Source organism: Actinomyces radicidentis, assembly GCF_001553565.1.
GTDB lineage: Bacteria > Actinomycetota > Actinomycetes > Actinomycetales > Actinomycetaceae > Actinomyces > Actinomyces radicidentis.
In genome coordinates this window covers 2,403,711-2,420,804 of record NZ_CP014228.1, presented here as the reverse complement: position 1 = coordinate 2,420,804, position 17,094 = coordinate 2,403,711, and the positions used below count along the sequence as shown (strand labels likewise).

The window sequence follows — 17,094 nt, the reverse complement described above, 5'->3', positions numbered from 1 at the left end:
TGAACAGGCCCGCCAGGCGCCCCAAGGAGACGAAGCTGGCCTCCAACCCGCGTCTTGGCCAGTACGTCGTTGACGCCCTGGCCGGCAGGGTGACCGACGCGCACGGGCAGGCCGTGCGCGGTCCGGAGGTACCGGGCTGGAAGGGGCGGGGCAAGCCGCGCAGGGCCGACCGCCCGTGGTCCAGGGGGTGGAGCCCGGAGCAGATCAGCAACCGCCTCAAGGTCGACTTTCCCTCTGATGAGTCGATGCGGATCAGTCACGAGGCGATCTACCAGGCGCTGTTCATCCAGGGACGCGGTGCTCTGGAGCGCGAGATGACCGCGTGCCTGCGCACGGGGCGGGCGCTTCGCAAGCCTCGCCAGCGACGACGCAGCAAGCCCCAGGGGCACGTCACTGCCGACACTCTCATCGCTCAGCGTCCCCAGGAGGCCTCGGACCGCAGCGTCGTCGGGCACTGGGAGGGAGACCTGATCATCGGCACGGGCCGGTCCGCCGTCGCGACGCTGGTCGAGCGCGTCAGCCGCATGACGATCCTCGTCCACCTGCCGCGTACCGAGCGCGAGGACCTCCATCAGGAGCCCGGGCGGGTGAGGTCCCGCCCCTCCGGCTACAGCGCCGACGCGGTCGCCACGGCCCTGGAGGAGGCACTCAGCCACCTCCCACTGGAAATGCGCAAGACCATCACCTGGGACCGGGGAGGGCAGATGGCCGCCCACGCCGCCCTCACCGCCGCCACCGGCACCAAGATCTACTTCGCCGACCCCCACAGCCCGTGGCAGCGTCCCAGCAACGAGAACACCAACGGACTCCTGCGCCAGTACTTCCCCAAGGGCACGGACCTATCACGATGGAGCGCCCAGGACCTCCAGGCCGTCGCCCACACCCTGAATGACAGGCCCCGAAAGATCCTGGGATGGAAGAACCCCAACGAGGTCTTCAACCATCACCTACACTCCCTCCAACACACACGTGTTGCGACCACCCCTTGAATCCGCCCAGTACCTGTCGATCCGGTATTCCGAGAGGCTCGCCTCCGAGGGGATCGAAGCATCCACCGACAAGGTCGGATCGTCGTACGACAACGCCGCTGCTGAGGCGCTGAACAAGTCTTACAAGCGGGAGGTCATCTGGCGTCGAACCTGGCCCGGACGCGACGAGGTGGAGAAAGCCACCGCCCAGTGGGTGTCCTGGTACAACTCGACGCGACCGCATCGGGCCAACCCCGACGACATGCCTCCGGCCATCGTCGAGGCGCTCTACGATCGACAAAGCGGCAGCCAGCCGGCCGCCGCGTGACTACGCACCCTCCACAACACCCGGGACGGGTCAAGTCCCTATGCTCCTCGTCAAGCGGCTAGACCCAGGAGACAAGGTTCACGTGTGACCTCGTGCGGATGAGGAGGACGCTCGCACCGCCGCGCACCCGCCTCCCGTAGGGTGGACCCCGGAGCGATCCGTGCTGTGAACCCCGTTCGGGGCTCCGGCGTCGGCGCCGGGTCACCGGCACGAGCCGGGAGCGACCCCGTGAGTCTGTGCGTGAAGCCCGTAAGCCGCCGTCGTCCGCGAGGACGCCCCGGTGCAGGGCGAGTGTGGTGGGTGCGGCGCGGCAAGAGGGCCGCCAAACGAGCTGTCCCCACACTCCGCGTGAGTCCCCCGCGGTGGGGACGTGAACGGGAAGAACACCGATATGAGCACGAACAACGTCACCAGTGCGCCCACCGGCCGCCCCCTCGGCCTGGACGACCTCTTCAGCGACGCCATGGGCGCTCCCGCCCCGGAGAGCCCTGAGGCCCCCGGGTCCGAGACGGACGGGCCCGAGCCCGCCGGCCCCGAGGAGCTCGCCGCCCCGCACCGCAGCATCTCGCAGTCCCCCGACTCCGCGGCCTCGGCCCCCTCCGCCCCCTCGGCGCCCTCCTTCGCGACCCCGACCTCCTCCGACTCCCCCGAGGACCCGGAGGACGTCGACCACGAGGACGAGGAGGACGACGTCGACACCGCCGCGGAGCTGGCCCTGCCCGAGTCCGACCCCGAGGACGAGGACGACGAGGACGCCGACGACGGCATCGAGGTCGACGAGGACGAGGTCGACGGCCGCGCCCCCTTCCTCGACGGCGACGACGAGGACGACTCCGAGGACCAGGAGGGCGCCCCCGCGGCCAAGAAGCCCGAGGAGGTCACCTTCGCCGACCTCGGCCTGCCCGCCGACCTCCTCAAGGCCGTCACCGACATGGGCTTCACGACGCCCACCGACATCCAGCGCGAGGCCATCCCGACCCTCCTGTTCGGCCGCGACGTCGTCGGCGTCGCCCAGACCGGCACCGGCAAGACCGCCGCCTTCGGCCTGCCGCTCCTCGACGCCGTCGACGCCCACGACGGCGAGGTCCAGGCCCTCGTCCTGGCCCCCACCCGCGAGCTCGCCCTCCAGAGCGCCGAGGCCATCACCGACATGGCCCACCGCTCCCGCGGCCTCGACGTCGTCGCGGTCTACGGCGGCTCCCCCTACGGCCCGCAGATCAGCGCCCTCAAGGGCGGCGCCCAGGTCGTCGTCGGAACCCCGGGCCGCGTCATCGACCTCATCGAGAAGGGCGCCCTGCGCCTGGGCAGCGTCCGCTACTTCGTCCTGGACGAGGCCGACGAGATGCTCCGCATGGGCTTCGCCGAGGACGTCGAGACCATCGCCGCCTCGCTGCCGGAGGACCGCCGCACCGCGCTGTTCTCCGCGACCATGCCGGCCGCCATCCAGCGTGTCGCCCGTCAGCACATGACCGACCCGGTTCAGGTCGAGGTCTCCCGCCAGTCCTCCACCGTCGACACGGTCCACCAGACCTACGCGGTGGTCCCCTTCCGCCACAAGGTCGGCGCCGTCTCCCGCGTCCTGGCCGTCACCGACGCCGAGGCCGCCATCGTCTTCGTGCGCACCAAGTCCACCGCCGAGGACGTCGCCATCGAGCTGTCCGGCCGCGGTATCCAGGCCGCCGCCATCTCCGGCGACGTCCCGCAGCGCGAGCGCGAGCGCCTCGTCGAGCGCCTCCGTCAGGGCACCCTCGACGTCCTGGTCGCCACCGACGTCGCCGCCCGTGGCCTCGACGTCGACCGCATCGGTCTCGTCGTCAACTTCGACGTCCCGCGCGAGGCCGAGGCCTACGTCCACCGCATCGGGCGCACCGGCCGCGCCGGCCGCCACGGCGAGGCCGTCACCTTCCTCACCCCCAAGGAGAAGGGCAAGCTTCGCCAGATCGAGCGCCTCACCGGCACCCGCCTCGAGGAGATCACCCTGCCCTCCCCCGCCGACGTCTCACGCCACCGCGCCGGCAGGCTCCTCGAGAAGGCCGCCGCCCGCCACGAGCGCGGCCGCCTCGGCATGTACACCGAGCTCGTCACCGCCCGGAGCGAGGAGCTCGGCCTGAGCGTTGAGGACCTCACCGCGACGCTCCTCGCCCTCGCCGTCGGCGACGAGGGCCCGCGCCGCCGCGACGACGAGGCGGACGGCGGCAAGCGCCAGCGCGTGCGCCGCGAGGAGAACGTCGACGCCGAGGGAACCTTCGTCTCCGCCGCTTTCGAGCCCGGGCGCGGCGAGCGCTCGCGCGACCGTGACGACCGCGACCGCAAGCCCGGCGCCGCCCGCGGCGGCCGACCGCGCCCGGAGGGCCCCGGCACCGTGTACCGCGTCGAGGTCGGGCACCGGGATCGCGTCATGCCCGGCGCGATCGTCGGCGCCCTCGCCAACGAGGGCGGTATCGCCGGCTCCGACATCGGCAAGATCGACATCCTCCAGTCCTTCTCCCTCGTCACGATCCACACCGACCTCACCGAGGACCAGCTCGACCGGATGCGTCACGCGACCTTCGGCGGCCGCGAGCTGCGCATCCGCCCGGACGAGGGCCCGGGCCACGGCTGGGACGGCCCCAACGACGACAACGCGCCGAGCGAGTTCTCGCAGCGTCGCGCCGGCCGCCCGCACCGCGACGACGACCGCGGCGACCGACGCGGAGGCTTCCGCGGTGACCGTGGGGACCGCCGTGACGACCGTGGCGGCTACCGGGGCGGCAAGCGCTTCGACCGCGACGACCGACGTGACGACCGCCGGGGCGGCTACCGCGGGGACCGCGACGACCGCCGTGGCGAGCGCCGTGACGACCGTGGCGGCTACCGGGGCGGCAAGCGCTTCGACCGCGACGACCGACGCGGAGGCTTCCGCGGTGACCGCGACGACCGCCGTGGGGACCGTCGGAACGACCGCGGCGGCTACCGGGGCGGCAACCGCCGCGACGGCGGGCGCGGTGGCGACCGCGGTTTCCGCGGCGACCGCTGGTGACCACCGGCTCGCGCTCCTGACCCGCTTCCGGCGCAGCGGCGTCGGCGCGGCGTGACCCTCCGGTCCCCGGCACTCTGGGAGAACCGCGACGCACGGCCCCGTCCCCTCGTGGGACGGGGCCCTCGTCTTCCCCGCACCCGCCCGATCACGCCGCCCGTGCGCCATCGTCGACGACCCGTGCGACGGAAGCGACCGATCCGGGAATATCCACCGTGACCACCGTGTTCTCGGAGTCTAGAACGCACTGACACCCAACGCCGAGCCCGGCACGTAAGGGGACCCGTGGTACCAGCCATCTACCTGCTCGCCGTCGTCGTCCTCGGGTTCACCGCCACGGTCCTGCGCCTGCCGCCGCTGGTCGGCTTCCTCCTCGCAGGATTCGTCCTCGGGGCCTCCCCCGTCCCCAACCTCGACTACGTCGGCGTCCTCGGCGACCTGGGCGTCGCCGTCCTCCTCTTCACCATCGGCCTCAAGCTCGACCTGCGCGTCCTCACGCGCAAGGAGGTCACCGGGACGGCGCTCATCACCATGGCCGTGCTGAGCGGCCTGGGCAGCGTCATCATCGCCGGCCTGCTCTTCCTCGGCCTCCAGGTGGACACCGTCACCCCCGCCGGCGTCGCCATCCTCGGCTTCGCCCTCTCATTCTCCTCGACGGTCGTCGTCGTCAAGCTCCTCGAGGAGCGCGACGACACCAGCTCCCTCTACGGCCGCATCGCCATCGGCGTCCTCGTCGTCCATGACATCGCGGCCGTTCTCTACATGACCCTCACCTCCGGGGAGGTCCCGAGCCCGTGGGCACTCGCCCTCGTGCTCCTGTGGCCGGCGTCCAAGGTGCTCGGCTGGGTCCTCGACCGGATCGACCACCGCGAGATGCGCACGATCTTCGGCATCTCGATGGCGCTCCTGCCCGGCTACCTCCTCTTCGACCTCGTCGGCATCGACGGCGACCTCGGCGCCCTCACCATGGGCGCCCTCCTCGCCTCGCACCCCGCCGCCAAGGAGCTCTCCGGCGCCCTGTTCACCATCAAGGAGCTCCTCCTCGTCGGCTTCTTCCTCAACATCGGCCTGGACGGCATCCCCGGGACCGGCGCCTTCATGCTCGCCGCCTTCCTGCTGCTCCTCCTGCCGCTGCGCGGCCTCGTCTACACGATCACCGTGCGCGTCTTCGGCATGCGGCGCCGCACCTCGGCGCTCGCCGGCCTGGCGATGACGGCCTACAGCGAGTTCGCCCTCATCGTCGTCGCCGTGGCCGTCGAGCACGGCTTCCTCGGGCACGAGTGGACGGCCGCGGTCTCTCTGGCGCTCGCGCTGTCCTTCGTCGTCTCCGCCATCGTCAACCGGCACCCGGCCGCGCTCGTGCGCTGGATGACCGGGCTCATCCCCCGACGCAACCCCTCGAGGCTGCACCCCGAGGAGCGCCCGCTCGACCTCTCCGGCGTCCGCACCGTCATCTTCGGCATGGGGCGCGTCGGACGCGCCACCTACTCGCGCCTGTACGCGGACGGGGAGCGCGGCGTCCTCGGCATCGACAACGACGACTCCAAGGTGGAGACCCTGGAGAAGTCCGGGTTCAACGTGCTCGAGGCCGACGCCACCGACCAGGAGTTCTGGGAACGCCTCGACGCCGTCCACGCCACCAAGGCCGTCCTCGCCATGCCGGAGGCCGGCGCCAACGTCCGCGTCCTCGAGTGGCTCAACCGCACGAGCTTCGAGGGACAGGTCCTCGCCATCGCCCACTACGACGACGAGGCCGCCCAGATGCGCGCGGGCGGCGTCGACGCCGTCATCAACATCTACGACGGCGTCGGTGCCTCCCTCGCGCAGGCCGTCGAGTCCCTCGGCCCGCTCGACGCCGCCCGCGCCGTCGAGGACGAGTCCCGGGCGGACGCGCCCGCGGCCGGCGCCGGCGATCCGCCCGCGAGGCCGGAGGCCGAGCCCGAACCGGTGACGAGCCGGGCCGTGTGAGCCCCGGCGGCCGTCCCCGTCCGACCCGAGCGCGCCGCCCGGCGCCCACCCGAGCCCCACGAGAGACCGCGCATGAGCCTCGCCCTCCACCTCGTCACCGTCGTCCTCCTCGGCTTCCTCGCCGCCCTCCTGCACCTGCCGCCGCTCGTCGGCTTCATCACCGCCGGCTTCGTCCTCGGCGCCACCGGGGTCGAGACCCTGCCCTGGCTGTCCACCGTCGGGGACCTCGGCGCCGCCCTCCTCCTGTTCTCCATCGGCCTCGACCTCGACCTGCGCACGCTGGGCCGCAAGGTCATCGCCGGCACTGCCGCCGTCACGATGGCAGTGATCACCGCCATCACCGCGCTCGTCGTCGGACTCGTCGTCCTCGTCGCCGGGCTCGCCGTCGGCGCCACGGCGGGATGGGGCGCCGCACTGCTCGTCGGCTTCGCGCTGGCCTCCTCCTCGACGATCGTCATCATGAAGATCCTCGAGGACCGCGACGACGCCTCCGCCCTCTACGGGCGCGTCGCCGTGGGCACCTCGATCCTCCAGGACACCACCTCCATCGTCCTGCTGGTCCTCATCTCCGGTCAGGCGCCGAGCCCCTGGGCCCTCGCCCTCCTCCTCCTCGTCCCGGCGGCCCGCGCCGTCGGCTGGCTGCTGCGCCGGGTCCAGCACCGCGAGGTGCTCATGCTGCTGGGGATCACGCTCGCGCTCATGCCGGGCTACGAGCTCTTCGAGCTGGTGGGGCTGCCGGGGACGCTCGGCGCGCTCGTCGTCGGGGCCCTGCTCGCCTCGCACCCCTCGGCCGCCGAGCTCGCCGCCTCCTTCCGTCCGGTGCAGGAGCTCTTCCTCGTCGCCTTCTTCGTCTCCATCGGGACGGCCGGGCTGCCGGGGCCGGGCCCCGTCGTCATGGCGCTCGTCCTCGTGGTGCTCCTGCCGCTGCGCTCGGCCGCCTACACGGGGGTCCTGTGGCTCATGCGGCTGCGCCACCGCAGCGCCGTGCTCACCGGTCTCGCCGTCGCCTCCTACTCCGAGCTGGCCCTCGTCGTCGCGGGCGTCGGCGTGGGGCAGGGCGTGCTCGGGCCCGAGTGGCTGCAGTCGCTGTCCCTGGCGGTGGCGCTGTCCTTCGTCGTCGCCTCGGTCGTCAACAAGCGGGCCAGTGGCCTCGTCCGAACGGTGTCCCACGCCCTGCCGGACCACGGCGAGGACGCCCTCCACCCGGCGGAGGCGCCCGTCGACCTCGCCGGCGTGCGCGCCGTCGTCTTCGGGATGGGGCGCGTCGGGCGCGCCACCTACCGCCGGCTCCTGGCCGACCTGGAGCCCGAGCGCCCGGAGACGATCCCTGTCATGGGCGTCGACTCCGACGCGGACAAGGTCGAGCGTCTCACGGGCCTGGGGCTCAACGTCGTCGAGGGCGACGCGACGGACACGGACTTCTGGGCGCGGCTCGGCTCCGGGGAGGTGCGCACGGCCGTGCTCGCCATGTCCGAGCCGGGCGCGAACCTCGCCGTCCTGGACTGGATCGAGCACCACGGATTCGCCGGCGAGGTGCTGGCGGTCGCCCGCTTCAACGACGAGGCCGCCCAGATGCACGCCCGCGGCGTCGACGCCGTCGTCAACCTCTACGACGGCGTCGGCGAGGCGCTGGCCGAGGCAGCCCACGGCCGCACGGCCGGCGCGGGCTCCCGCCCGCCGCTCAGCGCGGCCGGCTGAGCGCCTCGCGTCGGCTCCCGGCTTCTCAGCGCGATGCCTCCGTGGCGTCACCACGGCGCCGACGGAGGTACCGGATCGTCGGATAGAGCGAGGGAATGACGATGACGGTGACGATGCCGGCGATGACCATGTCCATGGCGGCTCCCTCCGCTTGACGCTGCGCGAGTCCGGTGCGCGTCTCTCAGCGTAGGCGGCTGAGTGCCTCCGCGAGGTCGTTCCAGCGCGTCAGGTCGGCGCGCAGGGGCTCGATGAGCCGCTCGTCGACGACGGCGTCCGTGGACGCGCGCAGGCGCTCGCGCACCCGCGCCTCCCGGCGCCGCACCGTGACGCGGGCGAGGAGCGTCCCGATCCCGGCGAGGACCGCTCCGAGGAGCAGACCGCCGAGGAGGAGGACCACGGGCCAGGGCAGCTCGCCGAGCCGGGGCGGGTCGGGCTCGCGCATGAGGACGTAGGTGGCGACGAGGTGCACGACGAGGAGCCAGGCGGCCCCGACGAGGGCGGTGGCGGCGCAGATCCACTGCAGCCAGTTGGCGGCGCGCCACCAGCCCGGGACGCGCCTCTGCTCGAGGTCCGTGCGGGCGACGGCGGAGTCGAGGGCGTCCCCGAGCGCCGCGGCGCGCTCGTCGGAGCGGGCGACGACGTCGGCCTCGGCCTGGCCGGGCAGGTCCCCGGTCATGCGGACGGCGGTCGTGTGCGCGGCGGAGCGCAGGACTCCCCCGGCGACGGCGCCGGTCTGGACCGAGGTGCGTGCGGCCGGCTCGACGAGGAGGTCCGAGCCCGCGGTGCCGCGGCCCGAGGCGGTGTCGCCGACGCGGGCGGTGGGCTCGGGAAGGCGTCCGCGCACGACGTCGGCGCCGAGGTGCAGGGCGCGCAACGGGTCCTTGCGGAAGCGGCCGACCCAGCGCACGGGCACCCAGCCGACGCAGCGGGAGGCGTGCTGCGCGGTCGAGCCGGCGACGGCGCTCGCGACGGCGTCGACGCCGGCGGCGCGGGCGGCGGCGGCGCGCAGGTCGGTCCAGGCGCTCTCGACGTCGGCGGGCAGCGCCCTCGTGGTCTCGTCGAGGGCGAGCTCGCGCCAGAGGACGTCGGCGGCGGTGCGCACGTCCGCGGCGAGGCGGTCCTCGGCGGCGCGGGCGGTGGCGGCGACGACCCCGATGCGCTCGCGCAGGGCGGGGACGCCCTCGCCGGTGCGGGCGGAGACGGCCTCGACGCGGGCGCCCGCGAGGCCCTCCTCGGCGAGGAGCCGGGCGAGGTCGGCGGTGACGGCCTCGCGTGAGGCGGGGTCGAGGCGGTCGACCTGGTTGAGGGCGACGATCGCGACCTCGGCGTGGGCGGCCATGGGGGCGATGAAGTCGCGGTGGAGGACGGCGTCGGCGTACTTCTCGGGGTCGAGGACCCACACGAGGACGTCGACGAGCCCGGCGAGCCGGGTGGCGATCTCGCGGTGGGCGACCTCGTCGGAGTCGACGTCCGGCAGGTCGAGGAGGACGGTCGCTCCGCCCATGCCGGTGTCGTTCTCGAGCTGGACGCGCTCGTCGACGCCGAGCCAGTCAAGCAGGTCGGAGACGCGGTCCGTCACGGGCCCGGAGGCGCCGGCGGGCAGGGCCGCCAGCGGCTTCGTCGTCGTGGGACGGGTGACGGCGGTGCGGGCGATGGTGGCGCCGGTGAGGGCGTTGAAGAGGCTGGACTTGCCGGAGCCGGTGGCGCCGAGGAGGGCGACGACGGTGACGCCGGGGGCGATGCGGCGGCGCTCGCCGGCGCGCGTGAGGACGGTGCGGGCCGGGGCGAGGGCGGCGTCCTCGACGAGTCCGTCGCCGAGCTCGACGGCGCGGGTGAGGTCCCAGAGGGTCTGGTCGAGGTCGCGGGCGGCGCCGCGGCGCTGGGCGCGGGAGGTGTCACGGTCGAAGGCGCGCGTGGGCTCGGCGTCGGAGGCGCCGACGGCGTCCCGGCGGCGGATGGTCGGGGGCGTCATCGGGCGCTCCGTCCGTCGAGGAGGGCGCCGACGGCGGTGCGGGCGCGCTCGACGTCGCGGCGCAGCTCGTCGCCGGTGGGCTCGGGCTGGGCGAGGGCGCCGGTGAAGGCGGCGCGGTCGGCGTCGAGGAGGGCGCGGGCGCGGTCGATGAGGTCGTCGTGGGCGCGCTGGGCCATGGTGCGCATGGCCTGGTCGCCGAAGACGGCCTCGAGGAGTCGCTGGGCGATGACGGCGGTGCCGCCGGCGATGCCGACCTCGCCGCCGGAGAGTCCCCCGGTGTGCGCGAAGACGATGATCATGAGGGCGACGCCGACGCCGTTGACGCCGAGGGACAGGACGCGGGCGGTGAGGCGCTTGTCCCCGCCCTCGGCGCGGACCATCTCGAGGACGTCGCCCTGCCAGTCGCGCACGAGCGCGGCGGCGCGCTGGGCGAGCTCGGCGTCAGAGGGCAGGGCTGCCAGGGCGGCGGTGAGCTGGTAGGGGGCGGTGCCGGCGCGGCGCCAGGCCCGCTCGGTCTCCAGCGCCGCGCGCTGCGCCTCGGCGACGACGAGGGAGGCCAGCGAGGACTCGATGGCCTCCTCGACCTTGGCGGCGGGCGCGGGACGGCCGCGCAGGGCGGCGCCGAGCCGGTCGCGCAGGCGCCCGACCTGGCTCTCCAGGCCGCGCAGGAGCTCCCCGGTGCCGACGAGCTCCTGCCAGCGGGCGAGGACCTCGCCGCGGAGCATGGAGCCGTCCTCGGTGGCCTCCTGGACGCGGGCGAGGGCCTCGGCGTGGGCCGCGGACGCGGCGCCGGCGAGGTCGTCGTGCTCGGTGGTCTGGGCGTCGAGCTCGCCGGCGAGGGCCGTCGTCTCGGCGAGGGCGGCTCCGAGGGCGCCGGCGAGGGTGCGTCGGGCGACGGCCGCGCGGGCCGCGGCGTCCTCCGCGAGCCCGGTGAGCCAGGTGCGCAGGGGCGCGACGACCCCGTCGGGGAGGAGGCCCTCGGCGTCGAGGCGGGTCTCGGGCACGGAGAAGACGGGTGCGTCGGCCAGTCCGGCGTCGGAGAGCCGGCGGCGCAGGTCGTTCTCGACGTCGGTGCCGGCGCCCTCGGGGACGCGGTCGAGGACGACGGCGATGACGACGTCGCGCTCGGCGGCCTGGCGCAGGAGCGCCCACGGGACGGCGTCGGCGTAGCGGGCGGCGGTGGTGACGAAGACCCACAGGTCCGCGCCGGCCAGGAGGGTGGCGGCGAGGTCGCGGTTCTCCTCGACGACGGAGTCGACGTCGGGGGCGTCCAGGAGAGCGAGTCCCTCGGGCAGGGCGGAGCAGGTGCGGACCTCGAGCTCGCGCGGCGTGGAGGCCGTGGGCGGGGTCGGGGCGGCGTCCTCCGCGACCCGCACGCGGGCCAGCGAGCCGAGGACGCGGTCGCCCTCGAACCAGGGGCCGTCCCCGGGGGCGTGGAGGAGCAGCGGGCGGCGCGTCGTCGGGCGGATCGCCGAGGAGGCGGTCACGTGGCGCCTCACGAGGGAGGAGACCAGGGTCGACTTGCCGGCGCCCGTGGACCCGCCGACGACCGCGAGGAGCGGGGCTTCGAGGCTGGCGAGGCGCGGCAGGACGTAGTCGCCGAGCTGGTCGCGCACGAGGTCGGCGCGGCTGCGCGCGGTCGCCGTGCCCGGCAGGGCGTAGGGCAGCGCGAGGCCGGCGAGCGCGTCGCGCAGCCCGGTGAGGGCGCCGGTGGCGGAGCCCGGGGTGCCGGCCGGGCGCGCCGCCGCCCGTGGGGGCCGCCCCCTGCTCGGTCACGGTCTCAGTCCTGCTCGGCGGTGGCGCTCGCGAGGAGCGGCGCGAGGTCGGACGCGTCCGCGGGCGTCCAGGTGGCGGCGACGGCCTCGACCTGGTCGCCGGAGCGGATGTCCTTGACGGAGTCGGGCTCGCCGTCGGTGCCCGGGAACCAGACGAAGGGGATGCCGCGCTTGTCGGCGAACTTGATCTGCTTGCCGAACTTCGCGGCCGTGGGGGCGACGTCGGCGGGGATGTCGCGGGCGCGCAGGGCGTCGGCGACGGCGTCGGAGGCGGCGCGGTGCTCCTCGTCGGTGACGGCGACGAGGACGGCCGTGGGCACGCCGCGGGAGACCTCGATGAGGCCGTCGGAGATGACGCGCGAGAGCAGTCGCGACAGGCCGATCGAGATGCCGACGCCCGGGAAGGTGCGCTTGCCGTTGGAGGCCAGGTTGTCGTATCGGCCGCCGGAGCACACGGAGCCGAGGTCCTCGGCGCCCGCCATGAAGGACTCGTAGACGGTGCCCGTGTAGTAGTCGAGGCCGCGGGCGATCTTGAGGTCGGCGATGACGGCGCCGGGGCGGCGGCGCTCGGCGGTGGTGAGGAGGTCCGTGAGCTCGTCGAGGCCCGTGGTGAGGAGCTCGGTGGGCTCGGCGCCGTCGAGGGCGGCGAGGACGGCCGCGCGCACGGACTCGGGGTCGGCGCCGGAGATGCCGGCGAGGCGGAGGGCGGCCTCGGCCTGGGCCTGCGTGGCGCCGACGGTCTCGACGAGCTCGGCGGCGACGGCCTCGGGGCCGATCTTGTCGATCTTGTCGACGACGCGGAGGACCTCGATGAGCTGGTCGTCCGCGATGCCGACGGACTGGTAGAAGCCCTGGGCGACCTTGCGGTTGGAGACGTGGATGGTGATCGCCGGGATGGGCAGGGCGGAGAGCGCCTCGTGCATGATGAGGGGCGTCTCGACGTCGTAGTGGAGTGGCAGGGCGCCGTCGCCGACGACGTCGATGTCCACCTGGTAGAACTCGCGGAAGCGGCCCTCCTGCGGGCGCTCGCCGCGCCAGACCTTCTGGATCTGGTAGCGCTTGAAGGGGAAGTGCAGGACGCCGGCGTTGTCGACGACGTAGCGGGTGAAGGGCACGGTGAGGTCGAAGTGGAGGCCCAGCTGCTTGGAGGGGTCCTCGGCCTTCTCGTCGGGGTCGGCCTGGAGGCGCGAGAGGAGGTAGACCTCCTTGGAGGTCTCGCCCTTCTTGGTGAGCTGCGACAGGGGCTCGACCGCGCGGGTCTCGATCCCGGAGAAGCCGTGGAGCTCGAAGGTATGGCGCAGCGTGTCGATGAAGGACTGCTCGATCATCCGGGCGGCGGGGAGCCACTCGGGGAAGCCGGAGAGGGACGACTGGGCCTGACGGGCCTGTGCTGCTGCCATGGGCGCCATTCTGTCACGCCCGCGGGTAGCGCTCCTTCCGGGGCCGCCCGCCCCGCCGCTCGCTCACGCTCGCAGCTCGCCGCCGCGGACCTTGGCCTCGGCGAGGTAGGGGTTCCCGCGGTGCTCGTGCTGCATCGTCGTCGAGGCGCCGTGCCCGGGCAGGAGGACCGTCTCCGGGCTGATCGCGGAGGCGAGGAGGCGCAGGGTGCCCCACATCTGGACCTGGTCGCCTCCGGGCAGATCGGTGCGCCCCACGCTGCCCTTGAAGATGACGTCGCCGTCGATCCCGATGAGGTAGTCGTGCGGCTCGTCCGCCTCGGAGGGGTCGGCCTCGACGAGGGCCGGCACCTCGGCCTCGCGCAGCAGGTCGTTGTCCGCGAGGCTCGCGTTGAGGAAGAAGATCGTCGAGCCCTCCGAGTGACCCGGCGCGGGCACGGCCTGCACGGCGATCCCCGGGACGAGCTCGACAGCGCGCGAGAAGCCCTCCCCCGGGAAGATGTGGATGCCGGACGGGCAGGTCCACGGCGTGCCGGCGAGGTCCGCGAAGGTCATGCCCTCGGAGCGGATGCCGGTCGTCGCGTCCGGGTCGTCGAGGCGGTAGCGGTCCGGCTCCGGGACGTAGACGGGGACCTCTCCGCCGACGGCGATCCCCCCCTCGCGCGCGGCGTCGATGAGGGCGGCGGTGTCCCACACGTGGTCGGCGTGACCGTGGGTGAGGAGGACGGCGCCCAGGGCGAGCCGGTTGGAGCGCAGGAGGGCGAGCGCGCCGCGGACGGAACCGGCTCCGGGGTCCACGACGAGGGCCGGGCCGCCCGGGCCGGCGGCGAGGACGTAGCAGTTGGCGGCGAAGACGGGGGCGATCGTGCGCTCGAGGATCATGGCTCGAGGCTACCGCCCGGGCAGCTCGGAGCAGCGCCGTCGGGCGGACCGGCTCAGCGGACGGTGCGCCCCGCCCGGGCGTCCCCCACGAGGTGGACGACGGCGCCGCTGAGCCCGAGGACGACGGTGCCGAGGAGGAGGGCGCAGGCGGCGACGCCCAGCCAGGAGACGGCGGCGACGTCGACGGAGCGCCCGAGCATGATGCCGCCGAGCGCCATCGTCCCCACGGGGAAGGTGGCGGCGAACCACCCGGGCGAGTACGGCATGCGGCGTCGCAGCCCGCGGGCGAGGACGAGCAGGCCCCACACGATCATGGGCAGCCCGAGCGCGAGCATGACCCAGCCCCAGCCGTGGGCGGCCACGAGGAGCGTCCGCGCCGTCGGTGCGCTCACGTAGGCGGCGGCCTGGGTCGCGATGGCGACGATCCCGGCGACGGACTGGCCGACGATGCCGAGCGGGATGATCGCCGAGGCCGACAGCCCCAGCGGCAGCGGTGCGAGCCGCAGGGTGCGCGGGTAGGCGGCGAGGAAGATCCGCCAGCCCATGACGAGCGAGACCACCCAGCACAGGAAGGAGATGACCAGGACCGCTCCCCCGACGGCGTGCGCCAGGTGCGGGACGACACCGGCGCCGACGGTCGAGGAGACCATGGGCGCGAGCACGGCGAGGCAGGACACGAAGCTCGGCACGGGCTCGGTGCCCTCCCGGACCCGGTGGACGTGCCGGACCTCCGCGGCGAGTCCCAGGAGCGTGCCGAGCACCCAGAAGACCGTGTCAACCGCCCAGGACGCGCCCGCGAGCGCGGGCCAGTGGGCCGGCAGCACGGTGGCGGTCGCCGAGCCGACGCTCATGAGGCCCATGGCGACCGGTCCCCAGAACGGCGAGTCGATCTCGGCTCGGAGGACGCCCGGGTCCCGGATGACGCGGGCCGCGTAGCCGAGGGTGAGGACGAGGAGCAGGGCCCACGCGACGGCGAGGTCCGCGAGCGCGAGCGCCGCCACGGGCGCCCGCAGGGCGCCGCCGATGACGTCGGCGGACAGGTGCAGCGTCGTGGCGAGGATGCCGGTACCCATGACGGAGGGGAACCAGACGGGTCCGGGCGGTGGGAGCGGCTGGCGTCGCGGGACCTCGAGCGGGTCGGGGCTGACGAGGAGACCGAGGCGCCGCGGAGAGGACCTGGCTGGACCGTTCGAGATGAGCGGGGCTTCCGGGATCTCGCGTGACACGGCGTCATTCTCCCACCGAGGCCCGCAGGTGCATCCGTCGGGCGGCTGCGGGGCCTGCGACGGGGAGGGGCGCCGGCTTTCCTCCGGGTGCCTGCGATCGTGGCGTCGGCCGCGGGGCGCTCCGGGGCGTCCTGGCCTCAGCACGCGGGCTCGAGCTCGAGGCGCTGCCCCGTCCAGTGCTCGAGGAGCCAGCGGTCATGGCTCGCGACGAGGAGCGTCCCGTCCCACGCCGCGAGGGCCGACTCGAGGGACTCGACGGAGTCGAGGTCGAGGTAGTTGGTGGGCTCGTCGACGACGAGGACCTCCGGGGCGGCGGCGACGGCGAGGGCGAGCTGGACGCGGCGCTGGTTACCGGCGGAGAGCTCCCCGACGCACCGGTTCCAGAAGGAGGGGTGCAGGACGCCCGTTCCGGTCTCGCCGATCCCGTTCTCCCAGGCCTCGGGATCCAGTCCGGGGTCACCGGTCCGCGGGAGCCGCTGGGGGACGACGGCGAGGCGGCCGCCCACGTCGAGGGTGCCGGTCGAGTCCTCGGTCGGTGCCTCGCCGCCGGCGATCCAGGTGAGGAGGGTGGACTTGCCGGCGCCGTTCGGGCCAGTGAGGAGGAGGTGCTCCCCGGCGCGAAGGTCGAGGGTCACCGGCGCGAGCCGGCCGGGCACGGCGGCGGCACGGGCGGCCACGGCGACGCCCGAGGGCGCTCCGACGCCCGGCAGGTCCATGCGCAGGAGGTACTCGCGGGGCTTGCGGACCTCGCGGGAGGTGAGGGCCTCCATGCGCCGGTCGTCGTTGTGGGTCCGGCGGGTCATGGTCTTGGAGGCGCGGTCGGCGAAGAACTTCTTCTCCTTGTTGGTCGCCTCGCGCAGGCGCACTCCGCCGGCGGCGATGTCCTCGGCCGATCGGCGGTGGGTGCGGATCGAGCGCTTCTCCTCCTGCTGGGCGGCGTGGAGCCGGGCGTGCTCGGCGCGGGCGGCCGCCTTCTGGGCGAGGTAGTCCGTGTAGGCGCCGGCGCAGCGCTGCACCCCGGGCAGGGGGCCACCGCCCTCCGCGGTGAGGAGCGCCTGCCACGGTGCGGTGTCGAGGTCGAGCAGGACGGTGGCGACCTCGTCGAGGAAGGCGCGGTCGTGGCTGGCCAGCAGCACAGGGCCCGTGAAGTCGCGCAGGAGCCCGGCGAGGTAGCGGGCGGCGTCATCGTCGAGGTGGTTGGTGGGCTCGTCCAGGACGAGGACCGACGGTGAGGCGAGGAGCGTGGCGGCCAGCTCGAGGCGACCGCGCTGTCCCGGCGAGAGGGTGGCGAGGTCGCGGGAACGGCCCTCCTCCCCCGTGATCGCCGCGAGGCCGAGGCCTGCGAGGGTCTCCTGGACGCGGGAGTCGAGGCTCCAGACGTCGGCGGCCTCCATGGCGGCGAGGAGCTCGTCGTACTCGCGGGTGAGGCGACGCTCGTCGGCGGCGTCCGGGGCGTCGGCGAGGGCCGCGGTGACCTCTTCGAAGCGGGCGGTGAGGGCGCGCACCTCGGCAGTGGCGGCGTCGAGGTAGTCGCCGACCGTGCCGGTCATGGCGAGGACGTCGGGTGCTCGGCGCAGTCCGGCCGCTCCCCCGTCGACCCCGGTGACGACGGCTGTGCCCGAGTCGGGGAGCAGGTCGCCGGTGACGAGCCGCAGGAGCGTCGTCTTGCCGCAGCCGTTGGGGCCGACGAGGCAGGCGCGCTCGCCGTCGACGACGGAGAAGGAGACGTGGTCGAGGAGCGGCTCGACGGTGTAGGAGAAGGTGAGGTCGGTGAGGGTGATCGCGGGCACGGAGGGCTCCTCGTCGCTGCGGTGCGGGTGGGTGGGCACGGGGCTGATGGCGCTCGGTGCGGGCGGCGCGCAGG

The 17,094-nt window shown here is 74.3% G+C and carries 9 protein-coding genes and 2 pseudogenes; 5 read left to right on the top strand and 6 right to left on the bottom strand.

Going from position 1 to position 17,094, the window contains the following annotated elements:
- Positions 1 to 11 precede the first annotated feature (11 nt).
- The 5 genes and pseudogenes from AXF14_RS10310 to AXF14_RS10295 form a co-directional block, all read left to right on the top strand.
- Positions 12 to 989: pseudogene (locus tag AXF14_RS10310) on the top strand (IS30 family transposase); the annotation flags it as partial.
- 4 nt (positions 990 to 993) lie between these two features.
- A pseudogene (locus AXF14_RS14535) lies at positions 994 to 1,296 on the top strand (integrase core domain-containing protein); the annotation flags it as partial.
- A 391-nt stretch (positions 1,297 to 1,687) separates the two neighbouring features.
- Positions 1,688 to 4,315 (top strand): DEAD/DEAH box helicase, encoded by a 2,628-nt coding sequence (locus tag AXF14_RS10305; protein ID WP_067943013.1) that lies wholly within the window; start codon positions 1,688 to 1,690, stop codon positions 4,313 to 4,315.
- Positions 4,316 to 4,597: 282 nt separating this feature from the next.
- Entirely contained in the window at positions 4,598 to 6,280 is a 1,683-nt protein-coding gene (locus AXF14_RS10300) for a cation:proton antiporter family protein (protein WP_084355512.1), read from the top strand.
- A gap of 72 nt (positions 6,281 to 6,352) precedes the next feature.
- Complete coding sequence (locus tag AXF14_RS10295) at positions 6,353 to 7,978, top strand: cation:proton antiporter family protein (RefSeq protein WP_067943012.1); 1,626 nt, start codon at positions 6,353 to 6,355, stop codon at positions 7,976 to 7,978.
- 181 nt (positions 7,979 to 8,159) lie between these two features.
- On the opposite strand, the gene AXF14_RS10290 is transcribed toward AXF14_RS10295, so the two are convergent.
- The 6 genes from AXF14_RS10290 to AXF14_RS10265 all read right to left on the bottom strand — a co-directional run bounded on the left by AXF14_RS10290 (position 8,160) and on the right by AXF14_RS10265 (position 17,020).
- Positions 8,160 to 9,950 carry a GTPase family protein gene (locus AXF14_RS10290; protein WP_067943010.1) on the bottom strand — a complete coding sequence of 597 codons (1,791 nt, stop codon included), beginning with the start codon at positions 9,948 to 9,950 and terminating at the stop codon, positions 8,160 to 8,162.
- On the bottom strand, positions 9,947 to 11,566 hold the full coding sequence (locus tag AXF14_RS10285; RefSeq protein WP_417861977.1) for a dynamin family protein: 1,620 nt from the start codon (positions 11,564 to 11,566) through the stop codon (positions 9,947 to 9,949). The genes AXF14_RS10290 and AXF14_RS10285 overlap by 4 nt, the downstream gene beginning before the upstream one ends.
- A gap of 164 nt (positions 11,567 to 11,730) precedes the next feature.
- Complete coding sequence (hisS, locus tag AXF14_RS10280) at positions 11,731 to 13,134, bottom strand: histidine--tRNA ligase (protein ID WP_067943007.1); 1,404 nt, start codon at positions 13,132 to 13,134, stop codon at positions 11,731 to 11,733.
- 54 nt (positions 13,135 to 13,188) lie between these two features.
- Positions 13,189 to 14,004, bottom strand: coding sequence for an MBL fold metallo-hydrolase (locus tag AXF14_RS10275; protein ID WP_067943006.1), 816 nt, complete (start codon positions 14,002 to 14,004; stop codon positions 13,189 to 13,191).
- A gap of 53 nt (positions 14,005 to 14,057) precedes the next feature.
- Positions 14,058 to 15,230 carry an SLAC1 family transporter gene (locus AXF14_RS10270; RefSeq protein WP_067943005.1) on the bottom strand — a complete coding sequence of 391 codons (1,173 nt, stop codon included), beginning with the start codon at positions 15,228 to 15,230 and terminating at the stop codon, positions 14,058 to 14,060.
- Positions 15,231 to 15,367: 137 nt separating this feature from the next.
- A complete protein-coding gene (locus AXF14_RS10265) occupies positions 15,368 to 17,020 on the bottom strand; it encodes an ABC-F family ATP-binding cassette domain-containing protein (protein WP_067943004.1) in 1,653 nt (550 codons plus the stop codon).
- Positions 17,021 to 17,094: the final 74 nt, after the last annotated feature.